We start from the raw sequence: 13,688 nt of genomic DNA, 5'->3' as shown, positions 1-13,688 counted from the left end.
CGGAAAATCATTTCATTGTCACAAATTAATTCCGCTCAATTTTTAAAACATATGCAAAATCACAAGGCTTCTTTTTCGGAAACTGAACCACCATTCCCGCTTCAGTTTGTTCCCAGATAATGGTTTTATTGCATCCAAGTAGGCGAACTGACTTTATATCATCAGGATACAATTTTCCTTTGCTACCCAAAGTACGGATTACAAGTTCCTTGCCCGGCCAGTCCATACAAATGGCATAAAGGTTTTTACCGTTTTGAGTAAAGCGAATATCTTCAGCGGTGTATTCCGGAATATTTTTTCCGTGGTCTTTGCCCTGGGCATGATGTCCGGGATGCGTAACTTCTGTTGGTCCTTCACCAAAGAAAATCCAGGGCATAGTGTTGTAAATAGCTTCGCCGTTTAGTTGCAGCCAAGCGCCCATTGCATATAATTCTTTTGTAATTTCCGGGGCAAATGTCCCATCGGCTTTAGGTGGTACATTTAACAACATTCGGCCGTTTTTGCTGGTCATGTCAATTAGCATGTCAACCAAAGTTCCGGCAGTTTTTGTTTTGTTCGCCGGATTATAAAACCAGGTTGCCCACCACTCGTAATGGTGTTGCATATTTATATCGGCCATCCAGGTATCGTACTGCAAACCAACCAGGTTTCCGTTTTCAATGTCGCGGGTTCCAATACCAGCAGGAATATCGTGTGTTTTATAAATAACTTCCACTTCTTTGCCCCATTCCACACTTTTGTTAAAGTAATGGCTAATAAGTTTTTGCTGATATTTTTCAGGCGCTGTTCCCATTAATTCGTGGTCGCCACCGGGCAACAGCCTCCCATTTAGGGCTCCGCCGCGTAAATCCCCCTTAATGGTTCCACCAAAACCGGTATCAAACCAAATTAGATCGGGTTGGTATTTATTTATAGCTTCAGAAATACGTGCATACCAGGCATCAAAAATTACGGTATCAATACGGCCGCTATTTGACGTTGCGTATTTAGAGTTATCTTGTGCAGGATCTAAATAAGTAGGATTTTCTTTAGAAACCGGCCCCCACATCCGGCTCCAGAAATCGCCTGTATGAAACGATGAAATTACAGGCATGTTGCGCTTACGAAGCTCTTTTGCCAGTTCTCCGTACACATCAATGTTCGGACCACGATGTACCGAATTCCAATCCGTAACCTCGCTATCCCAGTGCAACAATCCGCTACCATGCCAGGCCACCGGACCACCAAACTGTGCACCTGCCGCCTGAAATAAATCGACCCATTCCTTGGCATTAAAACGTTCTCCCTTCCAGTATTCAATTCCCTCAAGATGAGTCATTTCACGGTTACCCAATTCGATAATTGCTGTTTGTGCGCCCCAGTGACAATAAATGCCAAATTTCATTCCCATAAACCAATTGGGGGTTTGGTGTTTTTGAAGCGAACTCCAGTTTTGTTGGTACTTTTGGGTTTGTTGTGCACATGAATGCAGGGCACTACCCGCCAGGTGAATAATTATAATTGAGATTATTAATAGTTGTTTCATTATTTCTGACTGTTAATTCATTATATGTATCGACAATAAACGGGATACACTGCCCCGCAGGTCTTTTGTCAAGTAGTTTTTATTATGAAGCGGTTGGATTTATAACTTTTCAATGTACAGATAGTACGACGGATACACTCGCCCCAAACTATCAATTAATTCAGCCTGTACGTCGTATTTTCCAGCCGAAACATCAAGTGTAAAGCTTACCTCTTCAGCATCTTTTGCAATGTCGGCAGTTATTTTGTGTTTGCCCACGTACAAAAAAGCTTTTGTAAAATCGTCTTTGGTACTTGCCGGAGCGGGCTTTTCAATTCGTCGTGTTTTTTCTTCTGCCGGAAAAGTGGCGTTGATTTTCAATCCTGATTCGCGCGGAAAACGACGCAAACTTATTTTGTAATCGCCATCTTCAACAAATTCAATTTTCCAGAATCCCGATGCCTGTGTTGCGGTAATCGCTCCGAACTGATGCCAGGCATGACCAAGATTACCCGTTAGCATATCGTGCGACATTATGCGTGAAGGGTTTTCGTATGGAGTTCCTACTTTTATGTAGGCGTAGCGCTCGTTTACGCCTTCGTCAACCAGCGATTGCCACCATTTTTCGTATCCCAAAGCCAAACGCTCCGCCACTTCGGGGTGTTGATTAATAATGTTATCGGATTGTTTTAAATCCGTGGTAACGTTATTCAGCTTATCGCCATCAACCAGGCGGTAATCTTTATCCATTACCGTGTAGTTTTTGTATTTGGTAAGGTTTAGCATGCGCTGGGTATCCATAAACAGTACACGGTTAGGCCAATTTTCTATCTTTTCTTTCAGTAAAGGCACCAGGCTTTTTCCATCAAGTGGCTTAGCTGGTGTAAAGTTTAACTGCAGTAAATCAACCAGTGTTGGTAACACATCGTAATGGGCGGTAAGCTCATCAATATCTTTTCCTCCACTAATTTCGCCTGCGGGCCACTGCATATAAAATGGAGTACGGTGTCCGCCTTCGGTAACCTCGCCTTTGTGGCCGGTCATTCCGGCGTCGTACATTCGCTGACCTCCGGCGGTACCATTATCGGTCATAAAAATAAGAATGGTATTTTCTGCAATTCCCCATTCAGCAAGCTTATCTCGCAAGGTTTTAAAATTATCATCGATGTTGGTAATCATCCCGTAAAAACGTTTTATGTATTCGGGTAAGCTATCATCACCTTCGTATAAATCAATATACTCCTCCGGGCAATTAAAGGGGCCATGGGGCGCATTGGTTGAAAGGTATGCAAAGAATGGCTTTTCTTTATTTTGTTCCATAAACTTAAGGGCTTCAGCGAAAAAAACATCGGTACAATAACCTTCGTATTTCTGAGTTTCGCCGTTGTGCCAGTAGGTATCGTCAAAATAATCGTTTCCCCAGTAATCGGGACCTTGACCGACCCCGCCTCCACCATGCCGAACAACTTCCTGAAAACCACGATCCATTGGGCGAAACGGATAATTATCGCCCAGGTGCCATTTTCCAAACATTCCGGTAGCATAGCCGTTTTGGGCTAAAATCTGGGGTAAAAGTACTTCGTCTTCAAAAAGCAAAGAGCGCCCCGATATGGTATGAAAAACATTTAAACGATCGGTGTGTCGGCCTGTTAAAAGGGCTCCGCGTGTTGGGGCACAGGTGGTTGATACATGAAAGTTATTAAAACGTACGGCATTATTGTAAAACTTATCGATGTTAGGAGTTTTTATGTACGGATTACCTTCGCAGCCCAGGTCGTTTTTACCCTGGTCGTCGGTAATTACAATGATAATATTTGGTTTTGTTTGTTTTGATTTTACAGCAGAAATACCAGTTAAACCAGCAACAAGGGCTACAAGCAGAATGAATATTTTTTTTAATGTCATAGGTTTAAATTGTATGGTTATAAGTTATTCTTTTATAAAAATAATTTGGCTACACGCTTTCTTTGTTCTTATTTTAATTCAAATACTTTATGCATTTTAACCCATTCGGTTTTATGCCCCGGAACAGCCTGAATGAAGCTATTCATTAATTCTGCCCATTCGTCCTGGCGCGGATATTGTCCGATATTTTTCCAACACTTTTCAAAATCCTTTCCGTCTGCCAACTCACATATCATAAACATTCGGTTGTCAACCAGGTAAATATCCATAACATCAATGCCGGCAGCTTTTATACCGTCGTTAATTTCGCGCCAATGATTTTCGGCAGCATGGTAAAATTTATATTTCTCAATCAATTCGTGTTGGTTTTTTAGATCCAGGGTTAGGCAAATCCTTTGCATTTTGTTTTAGTTATTGCGCCAATGTGCTCTACCTTAAAACCAATTGGTTTAGCAAGCGCTGGTTACTGTTTTGTTGTTCACGCAAAATTAGCCTTTTATCCTTTTTGTGGTGGTAGTGAAATCCTTCAAAAAAGGGGGATAAATTAGCAGCAAGCCAATCCTTAAAAAAAAACTGTTCCTATTTTAAAACAAGAACAGTTTTTTTGGAGCACTTAGCCACAATTGTTATTGGCTTTTGCCTACTTCCAGTTCATTAATAACAACGGTATTGCCTTTTGCTTCCACTATTTCAAGTCTAAGGTAGCGCCAGTTTGCCGGAGAAAAGCCAATATCGGTATAACCGGCACTTCGGATTTCATTTTGTATCACGGCGTTTTCAAAATACTGGTAATCGGCACTCCCCGACAGTTGATATTTCAGTACATTTCCCTCTTCAAGGGCTCTTTCGGGGCCGGGTTTACAAATGTGTTTGTTTACAATGGTAAGCACATCAACATTTTGTTGCACACTTCCCAAGTCAATAATTATGGTTTGTGGCAGACCGGAATCTGCTTCCCAATCATTATAATTCCCACCTTGTGCTTTTCGTTCATCAAATAAGTTGTCAGCGTTACCACTGCTTGCTGTTGCATTTTTTATAGGAATAGTTTCCCAAATTTGCGGCCCTTGATCAGGAAGAGTCGGGCGGGTTGCATCAGCTTTCCATTTCCCGCCTATTTCGGCCAGCATATTTATGTAAATATCATCGAGTAAACCATCGCGGTTGGGCATACAATTCAGCATAAAATTGCAATAACGGCTTTCACATTTTATAAGTTTATCAAGCACTACATCTACCCCATCATTCTCTTTCATTCCATTGGGTGTTGCTTCGCTCCAGAACCAGCCATTTCCTTTTACACTGCAATGCCCCAATGCCGAAGCCATAATATTTCCTTCGGGAGGAAATGCCCCAAATGGCCCTTCAAAATATGGAATTTCCATGTGATAAGGTGCCTGCAAGTGTGTGTGATCGGTTATCAGGCAATTGGGTTGCAACTCACGAATTAAATCACGAATTTCTTTATATGGAATATCTTTATGTCCGATGCTCCAGTTCCAGCTATCCATAACAAAATACTCAACTTCGCCATAATTAGTTAGCAATTCGCGAATTTGTCCTTTTACAAACTCAACTTTTTCGGGTGTAATTTCACCTTTTTTAATTCCGTGCGTATTATCTCCAATGGAGTAGTACAAACCAATACCCAGTCCTTTTGCCCTGAAAGCATCAACGTATTGTTTTACAATATCCTTTTTGTAAGGTGTTGAGGCCACATCGTAATCGGTATATTCACTATCCCACAAACAAAATCCTTCGTGGTGTTTTGTGGTTAACAAACCGAACTTCATTCCTGCCGAGATTGCAGCATCGGCCCATTGGTTACAATCCAGTTTTTCCGGATTAAAGGTGTCTATCGGATAGTTCTCTTCGCCCCACTTTGCTCCGTACGACATAATGTTATAACAAATAAACATACCGAAACGCTGTTCGATAAACTGTTCTTTTAAGGTTTGCAGTTTACTCTTTTGGGGTTCTTCTTTTGGTGCCGAGCAGCAGAATATATGCAGCAAAAGTATTAATGCTACAATAGTTTTTAGCTTGTTTATCAAAACCATTTTATTCATTTTTTCAAAATTTCTTTTAATCCTAATTCACCACAATCTTCTGCGTTTCCGATTCATCTTCCGATTCAACCCTTACCAAATAAACACCCGAGTTTAAAAAAGTATTTCTCGAAATTTTTGTTTCATTCTGGTTTAACTGCTTATTATAAATTTTTTGCCCCAGATTATTATAGATCGAAATTTCCTTCTCTCCTGTAAAACCCGGAAAACGAAAATTCAAACTCCCTGTCTTTAAAGGATTCGGGTAAATCATCAGTTTTTTCGGGTTATCGATATTGCTTCTTATTCCCACGGGCGTATCGGGTTCGCCCCCCATTTGCGAGTTTACCCCGGGAATCCAGGGAGTTAGGCCATCTTCGTAGGCACCAATATCGGGAGCAGTTCCCTGGTAACCATCGGTAATTCCTGAAATAACTTCACCGCCATCGATTAATGCAGAACCGGCTGCCGGGCGAAAATCGTGGTTGGCTACCGAGCGAAATGGCGACCCGGCACTAATAATATTTGTTGTTGTAGAAATATCGGTGCCAATCCATTCGCCCTGGCTGCCGTAATTGTTTTTAATTACCAAATCATCAATGGTAAAGCCATTGGCCCAGCGCCCCATTACACCATCTTCATCGCCACCGATATTATAAATCGAGTTATTATAAATATCAATATTCCAGTTATCCCAGTTTATCTGAATTCCGGCCCAGGTGATGTTCCAAACCACATTATGGTGAACCGAGTAACCTTTGCTATGGTTGTCGAGATAAATTCCGGCACAGCGTCCGTCGGCATATGATGGCCCCCACGAATCGTGAAACCAGTTGTGGTGCACCTCGTTGTTTTTATCATTGGCATTTCCAACCACGTAAAACAGGCCGCCATCGTTGTTTATTCGCATCACATCCGACACATCGTTGTAAGCAATTTCGCAACCTGTGCCACCACAGTAAATGCCATCGCGGCCAGAGGTTTGTATTGTATTCGAGATAAATTTTGAATTGGTAGCAGCCGAACGCAGCGGCGAAGCATGAATGCCAACCGTGTTACAGTTTTTAATTAAATTATTACTGATGGTAACCTCGGTAACCCCATTCCAGCCTTGAATAAAAATACCATTTAACGAACTTCCGTCAATAACATTGTTATGAATGAGTGTACGTGCCGCCCGCACATGTACAGGTGCATTACCAACCTGAGCCGAGGTATTATTTAAATCGTCAAGCACTTGTAAACAATTTTTGAAAGTACAATCCCTAATTTCGCAGTCGGTTCCGGTAATTTCGGCTTTGCCACCAAAGGCATTCAAACCTACAACGTGGATATAATTCTTACTATTAAAATCGAAAGTTCTTTCACGTTGTGTTACTTCAACTTCCAAACTAGTCGGATCTACATTCCCGGGAGCCTGAAAATACACGGTTTCGCTGGTCTGGTCGTAATACCATTCCTGCTCTTTATCAAGCGCTTCCAACTTACCGAAAACAAAAAACTGCCCACGATGGTTGCCCTCGTTTTCGCGCCAAACGGTTGGATTGTGGGTGCTAAAAGGCCATTTTGAAATATCCACCGCAGTGAAGGTAATTTTTCCCGCTTGCGAGGCCGTAATTTTCCTTGTCCAGCTGGCACCCGAATGTGCCCCCAGGTACCAAACGTAGCCGCCTGTCCAATCTGTTCCATCAAGGTGCGAACTTTCGATGGTTGAAGCCGAACCACCAGAAACTTCAGCGCCCTCAACGGTGTACCTGTCGTTATCCGAGTTATTTGGATAACGTGCCCAATCCATCGCCTCGCCGCCACAAAACACCCTGTTTTTATCGCCCAAAATCATTTTATAAGAAGCCTTATAAATATCACCTTGGTGCACCTGCCAGCTATTCAGCACCTCGGTGGCCGAAATAAGCACTAACTCATTCTGAAAACTGGTATATACAATTGGATTTCCGGGTTCACCGTTTTGCAAGGGTTTTACTTCCTCTCGGTAGGTTCCGGCCATAATAAAACAGGTATCGCCGGCAACTAGAAGCGATGAAGCTTTGGCAATGGTTAAAAACGGAGCTTCCTGTGTTCCGGCATTTTCGTCGGAACCAGATTTGGAAACGAAGTAATTTTTAGCATGGAGTTGAAATGTAAACAACACGATTAAAAGTAATGAATAAAGTATTCTCATTTGTTTCGATTTTTCCCTTCTTTGTGACTCAGTCCATCATTCGGCTTCTGCTCCTAAAACAAGGCATTTCCCATACGGGAGTTATAAACTATTTTAATTCAATTTTATAAACCAATGCTGCATCTGCTTCAGCGGGTAGGTTTTTAGGTGAGGTAAGAGTTAAACCCTCCCCTGTTTTTTTCCACTTAATTTGTTCTTTGCATCCTAAAACCGAAATTTTTTTGATTTTTACATCTTTAGCTTTTTCGGCAAAGGTTTTTAATGTTATTTCAGCTTGTGAGCCCGGCCATCCCAGTTGAATGGCATACACCACATCGTCTTTTTGAGTGAAACGCACGTCTTTGGCATTCAAATTCCAGATGCCTTTTTTTATGGCGCCATATTCGTTCCAGGCATCTGCCGGGTCGCGAACCAGTTTTGTTTCACCCTCGCCAAAAGCCACAAACGGACGAGTATCATAAATAGCCTCGCCATATAATTTCATCCAGGCGCCTATGCCTTGCATAGCTTTTACCTGTTCCTCGGGGATGGTACCATCGGCCATTGGCCCGGCAGAAAGCAACATTACGCCGTTTTTACTCACCACCTCGGCCAAAGCCCGAATGGCTTTTTTCGGGTCGATGGCCGTACGTTTTTCTTTGTTGTAACACCAGCTACTTCCCAAAATAAAGTCGGTAATCCACACTTCCGGGGTAATGTCTTCCATGGTTGCGCGCTCTACATTTACTACCGCTAACTCCGTAGGGAAAAAGTCGCCTTTTGTATTCACAACTACCTCTTTACCTTCTTCTTGCGCCTTATTAAAATAATTAGCCAAAAACTGCTTGCGGTAATCTTCCGAAATAAAACGCTGCCCAAAATCCATCCAAATATAATCGGGGCAATGCTCATCAATTACTTCATTTAATTTGCCCAGCCACAAATCCTTCGCCTCGTTGTAATCCATGTTACAGTAAAGCGTTCGGTATTTTACGTCTTGCGGAACCTCGCAATTTTCGTAAACATAGTTGTATTTGTTTAAAGTTACCGGCCGTAAATAAGAGATATCAGGTTTGGGGTAAAACATATTATGGAAACCATGGTGGAATGTAGCCATAAATTTCAAACCACGTGCCTTTGTTTCGTCGCCAATGGCTTTTACAACATCAATTCCGGGCCCCTTTTCAACCGAATTCCATTCGTTTACATCGCTTTCCCACAGCGAAAACCCATCGTGATGCTCGGCGATTGAACCAATAAACCTGGCTCCCATTCCCTCAAACATATCCACCCATTCTTTGGCGTCGAAATTCGGAGCTTTCCACATGGGGATAAAATCGTGGTAATGAAAATCCTCGCCATAGGCTTCGCGGTGTTTTTTGTACACTTTACCTCCCCAAAGATTCGGGTCGCGGTCGGGAACATACATCCAGCGCGGGTACCATTCGCCATCGGTTGCCGGTACCGAATAAACGCCCCAGTGGAAATAAACACCCAGCTTGGCATCGGCAAACCACTCGGGTACTGCCTTGTGTTGTTTCAGGTTTTCCCAGTCGGTGGTGTATTTTTTCTGGGCAATTCCTACATAAGCCAGTATTGCCAAAGCAATAATCAGAAAAAGTTTCTTGTTCATTTAATCCGTTGTTTTAGCTTATTCTCTTGTTCGTCGTTCGTGATTTACCCAGTTGTCACCATTTTTAACAGCTCGAACCGTTGCCGGGTCATGGCTTGGCCATAGAATATTTCGCTTTGCCGACTCTAATCGTTGTCCACTAAAAAAATCGTTTGTTGGCAATTCATATTTTTCAATTATTTGCAGAAATGATTTTCTGATGTTTTTTGTTTCAGCAGTTTCAACAAGGGCTTTATAATCCAAAATATTGCCGTTTTCGCTGCATTTCCATATTCCTCCGCTGCCATCCATCATGTAATCTTTGTTGCGAACAGTACGTTCCAAATCAAGGAAACTAAAAACGAATTCCTTTTCCTGAAAAGGTTTATCATCAAGCACGGCTTTAAAACTTAATCCATCCAGCTCATTCATGTTGGCCACATTAACTCCTGCTATTTCACATACGGTTGGATACATATCAGTAAAATCTACCATTATATTGCTGAGTCCCCTGGCTTTTACCGGGCCACCAAAAACAATCAGTGGCACACGTACACCCAATTCCGAACAGGTTCCTTTTCCGTTTGCCAGGGTTGCATTATCGGCTGTTAAAAAAACAATGGTATTTTCGTACAAGCCCTGTTCTTTTAAGGTGATTACCAATTCATTCACATAATACTCCACACGGGTAATCAGCGGATCTATTCCCGGCTCAGTTCTTTCTCCCGGCTTACCCTGAACGGGTGTGCCAAGCCAGGGATCGTGTGGCAAAACCATTGGATAATAAAGGAAAAAAGGATTTTCGCGTTTTCGGGAAATATATTCCACTGCAAATTTCTGATTCAAATCGGGACCAAAAGTATCAGAGTCGCTGGGCAATAGTTTTCCGTTTTCAATTACGCAGCCATTCCAGTATAGCGCCGGGTATTTTTGATTATTTTTACCAATCACCGCCGTATCATAAAAGGTTTCTGCAGCGTTCGACCACGAAAACCAAAGCCCATCCCAAACAACTTCTTTCTCAAACGGAGTAAAGTAACCGCCAAGTAACGAATACTCATCAAAACCGTATTCGTTTTGTCCGGCATTGCCCGGTAAATGCCACTTTCCGGAAATAGCCGTATCATAACCATTATCTTTTAAAACTTTTGAAAACGGCTTGTGTTGTTTGGCAAAATCGTTATCAGTGCGGTTCAATTTGTTGCCATAAACTTTGGTATTCGCGCCATATTTCCCGCTCATTAACATGGCACGCGTTGGTTTACACAAGGGCGATGCCCAACAGGTAGTAAATTGCACCCCACTTTTTGCAAGTTTATCGATTACCGGGGTATGGTTACCGGCAGGATGATTTTCGGTGGCATAACACGAAAATTCAACGGCACTGCAGTCGTCAATCATCAGGAATATAATGTTTGGCTTCTGGACGCTTTGTGCCCCGGCAATAGTTGCAAGTACAAAAAGTAGCAGTACAACACCGGTTCTTTTAATCATAGTTTCTTGTTGATTTATTGGTTTCAAACACATCAAACCTTAACTGCCGGTTCGCACAAGACGCTCGCGAGTAGTGTTGTACTTGTTAAACAGGTGCTCAATCCGTTCTTGCTGCCCGGGGTCGTTAATTTTATTACCGTTTTCCAATTCTGAAGGATTTTCTTTTAAATTAAAAAGAGCAATCGGCTTACGGGTTTTATCGGTTTTGTCGTTCCGGTCTACCTGGATAATAAGCTTCCACTCGTTTTCAATTATTATCAGCTGCTTTTGTGTGCCACTTTGCAACATTACAAAATCGCGTTTTAGTGGCTTTTTGTTTTTTAAAACTGGTATTAAGCTGTAGGAATCCATGGCCTGGTGTTGCTGAATTTTCACTTCCGCTATTTCGGCGAGGGTAGCTGCAATATCGAGGCCAAGTACCAACTGGTCGCTTTCCTGGCGGGCTTTAAATCCTGCCGGCCAGCTTACAATAAAAGGTACACGGTGGCCCCCTTCGTGCATGTCGTTTTTACTGCCCCGGTAAATATCGCTGGGCTGGTGCCCCGATTCCAGGGTTTTGCGGTTTACATGCAAGCCACCATTGTCGGACGTAAAAATAAACACGGTATTTTCGTACACCCCTTGCTTTTTCAATTCATCCACCAACATGCCCATTTGCACATCCAGTTCTTTAATCATATCCATGTGTGCCGATGGTGTTGTTCCGGCAATTTTAATTCCGTTTAACTCTGCCGGTGGATTATGCGGCAGATGCACAGCCTGCGAACAGTAATACATAAAAAATGGCTTCTCCTTATTGGCGTGGGTACGAATGTATTCCACGCCTTTTGCTGCCAGCAAGGGGCCGGCATTTCGGGGGTTCCAGTTTAAGTCGCCAAGTCCTTCAAGCTTATCGAGTTTTACGCCGATTTTTGACATGTTCTCCTGCGAGATGTAACCAATCTCAACAGGCTTATCGCTGTAGGGATAAATTGCGCCATTTTCATATGCTGCATACGGAACAGCCTGTATACCTGCGGGATAAGCAAAACTATAGGCAAATCCTTTTTGATTGGGACCGTCAATGATTTTTGAGATATCCACATCGGTTTGTGGTTTGCTGCGGTCGCCACGGTAAATTACTCCGGGTTGATCTTTGCGGTAATAATCGCCCCCCAGGTGCCATTTGCCAAAAAAAGCAGTGTTGTAGCCGGCCTGCGTCATTAAACGCCCCAAAGTCAGGTCTTCGTCTTTTATTGGTGATTGCTGGTACGAGCCCCAAACACCCCATGGGAAAGGACTTCTGTAACAACTGTTACCGGTCATTATTCCGTAACGCGAAGGAGCACAAAGTGCCGCCGGTGCATGGGCTTGTGTAAAAACGGTTCCACTCTGCGCCAGTTTATCAATATTTGGTGTTTCAAGTATAATGTTGCTGGAGTGAATACTCCGGTAGTGCGAGATGTCGCCGGTACCAATATCGTCGGCCAGTACAACAATTACATTTGGCTTTTCACCAGCAAAAACGCAAACCACAAAGCTTTGAACCAAAAAATACAGAAGAAATCTTTTAAGCATGATTGTTTTATTTGTTCATACAAAATTAGAAATTGACAAAGGCATGGAAGGTGGATTTTTGTTTGAATAACAGGGGGGAAAAAGAAACCGGTTTAATTCCCTTCTCTATTTTAGAAATTAAACCGGCTTTATTGAACGAAAACATGGCTGATCCTATTTTGCCTGAATAGCCTTGTTTTGTTGTGCAATGCGTTCGCGCTGCTTTTTGTTTAGCCCATGCTTGTAATAAAAATCAGGTCGGTAATATTCATTGTGATGCTTCATATCGGGGTCGTTAACATCCAGGCTCAGGTCGCAATCAAAACGCACCAGAATAGCATGATTGGTTTCCCAACCAGTTGCAGCTGTTATGTGCGAAACTCCCCAGGTAATTCCTCTTCCGTTTCCCTTGCTATTAAACGCATCGGGCACAAAAGAGCCCGCCGCATTTGGCAACAACGAAACAATAGATGCGATTTCAAAATTTACCCCGTCGGTGGCATATTGAATGGTATGGTGTTCGTTTCCATCGCGGGTAACCATAGCTGCCATTCCTTCTTTAAAGGGGAAAAGCGAAGTTTCGTGCCCCGATGCAATTACCGGGTTTAACGGGTGCTTTTTAAAGGGACCCAGTGGGTTATCGGCAATGGCCAATCCCTGCATGCGCACCAGGCGCGGATCGCCATCAAAATCCGATTTGTAATACAAGTAAATTTTATCGTTATAAACAAAGGGGTGCGGATCGTGAATGGAATACTGGTCCCATTCTCCGGGCGCGCCGTTCTCCACCACCACTTTGTTGTAGGGTGTCCATGGCCCATCAGGCGAATCGGCATAAGAAACCGCTACCGGACAATCATCACCGCGTAAACCACTGGCTTCCATAAAGCCCTGGTAATACAGGTAATACTTTCCTTTGTACTTTAAAATATCGGTGGTGGTAACCGAGCGCCAGCCTACCGCAGGTTTTGGCGGACGTGGCACAGCAACGCCCTGTTCTTCCCAGGTAAAACCGTCGGTGCTGGTAGCGTACCAAATTTCAGACAAATCCCAATCGGCCGAGGGGATGCTGTCGTTACAGTTTTTTGCCCCCATTGGTTTGGTTGGCGTATTCCGGTATGTGTACCAGATGTAATATTTCCCGTTTTCGAAAATAATTTTAGAAGGATCGCGGCGCGAAATTGTGCCATCGTGGCCGTTGTAATCAAAACCTTTTAACTCGGTGTATTTAAATTGCGAATACAACTCGTTGTCTTCAGGCCGCGGAGCCAGGTAGGCATCGTAATTACGCTCCATAGCCGCACTTAAAGGGCGATTGGGTTTTTCTTTTGGTAGGGTAAAAGGAAAACCTTTGGGTTCTTGTGCCTGCCCTGTAAAAAACAAGAGAACAGCCACAGTAGTCAAAATAATTTTATTCATATCTAAATTTGC

Annotated in this window: 9 protein-coding genes; all 9 read right to left on the bottom strand. The window is 43.0% G+C overall.

The genetic code is table 11. The features are described from left to right. Positions 1–25: 25 nt before the first annotated feature. Positions 26–1,525, bottom strand: coding sequence for an alpha-L-fucosidase (locus QZ574_RS02825; RefSeq protein ID WP_297086559.1), 1,500 nt, complete (start codon positions 1,523–1,525; stop codon positions 26–28). A 99-nt stretch (positions 1,526–1,624) separates the two neighbouring features. After that, positions 1,625–3,409: an arylsulfatase gene (locus QZ574_RS02820; RefSeq protein WP_297086557.1), complete on the bottom strand. Its 1,785-nt coding sequence runs from the start codon at positions 3,407–3,409 to the stop codon at positions 1,625–1,627. A 68-nt stretch (positions 3,410–3,477) separates the two neighbouring features. After that, complete coding sequence (locus QZ574_RS02815; RefSeq protein WP_297086555.1) at positions 3,478–3,810, bottom strand: L-rhamnose mutarotase; 333 nt, start codon at positions 3,808–3,810, stop codon at positions 3,478–3,480. 225 nt (positions 3,811–4,035) lie between these two features. Next, entirely contained in the window at positions 4,036–5,478 is a 1,443-nt protein-coding gene (locus QZ574_RS02810; protein ID WP_297086553.1) for an alpha-L-fucosidase, read from the bottom strand. 22 nt (positions 5,479–5,500) lie between these two features. Continuing rightward, positions 5,501–7,636 (bottom strand): T9SS type A sorting domain-containing protein, encoded by a 2,136-nt coding sequence (locus QZ574_RS02805; RefSeq protein WP_297086551.1) that lies wholly within the window; start codon positions 7,634–7,636, stop codon positions 5,501–5,503. Positions 7,637–7,724: 88 nt separating this feature from the next. Continuing rightward, positions 7,725–9,248 carry an alpha-L-fucosidase gene (locus QZ574_RS02800; RefSeq protein WP_297086549.1) on the bottom strand — a complete coding sequence of 508 codons (1,524 nt, stop codon included), beginning with the start codon at positions 9,246–9,248 and terminating at the stop codon, positions 7,725–7,727. A gap of 18 nt (positions 9,249–9,266) precedes the next feature. After that, positions 9,267–10,721, bottom strand: a complete 1,455-nt coding sequence (locus QZ574_RS02795; protein WP_297086547.1) for a sulfatase-like hydrolase/transferase — start codon at positions 10,719–10,721, stop codon at positions 9,267–9,269. 39 nt (positions 10,722–10,760) lie between these two features. Further along, on the bottom strand, positions 10,761–12,278 hold the full coding sequence (locus QZ574_RS02790; RefSeq protein ID WP_297086545.1) for an arylsulfatase: 1,518 nt from the start codon (positions 12,276–12,278) through the stop codon (positions 10,761–10,763). A 153-nt stretch (positions 12,279–12,431) separates the two neighbouring features. Continuing rightward, positions 12,432–13,676, bottom strand: coding sequence for a family 43 glycosylhydrolase (locus QZ574_RS02785; protein WP_297086543.1), 1,245 nt, complete (start codon positions 13,674–13,676; stop codon positions 12,432–12,434). Positions 13,677–13,688 lie beyond the last annotated feature (12 nt).

This window comes from uncultured Draconibacterium sp., from assembly GCF_913063105.1.
GTDB lineage: Bacteria > Bacteroidota > Bacteroidia > Bacteroidales > Prolixibacteraceae > Draconibacterium.
This window is presented reverse-complemented; position numbering and strand designations above follow the sequence as displayed.

What these genes read in the sequence shown, in the direction of transcription:
- QZ574_RS02825 (WP_297086559.1), bottom strand. Translation starts at nt 1,525, where the DNA reads ATGAAACAACTATTAATAATCTCAATTATAATTATTCACCTGGCGGGT.
- QZ574_RS02820 (WP_297086557.1), bottom strand. Translation starts at nt 3,409, where the DNA reads ATGACATTAAAAAAAATATTCATTCTGCTTGTAGCCCTTGTTGCTGGT.
- QZ574_RS02815 (WP_297086555.1), bottom strand. Translation starts at nt 3,810, where the DNA reads ATGCAAAGGATTTGCCTAACCCTGGATCTAAAAAACCAACACGAATTG.
- QZ574_RS02810 (WP_297086553.1), bottom strand. Translation starts at nt 5,478, where the DNA reads ATGAATAAAATGGTTTTGATAAACAAGCTAAAAACTATTGTAGCATTA.
- QZ574_RS02805 (WP_297086551.1), bottom strand. Translation starts at nt 7,636, where the DNA reads ATGAGAATACTTTATTCATTACTTTTAATCGTGTTGTTTACATTTCAA.
- QZ574_RS02800 (WP_297086549.1), bottom strand. Translation starts at nt 9,248, where the DNA reads ATGAACAAGAAACTTTTTCTGATTATTGCTTTGGCAATACTGGCTTAT.
- QZ574_RS02795 (WP_297086547.1), bottom strand. Translation starts at nt 10,721, where the DNA reads ATGATTAAAAGAACCGGTGTTGTACTGCTACTTTTTGTACTTGCAACT.
- QZ574_RS02790 (WP_297086545.1), bottom strand. Translation starts at nt 12,278, where the DNA reads ATGCTTAAAAGATTTCTTCTGTATTTTTTGGTTCAAAGCTTTGTGGTT.
- QZ574_RS02785 (WP_297086543.1), bottom strand. Translation starts at nt 13,676, where the DNA reads ATGAATAAAATTATTTTGACTACTGTGGCTGTTCTCTTGTTTTTTACA.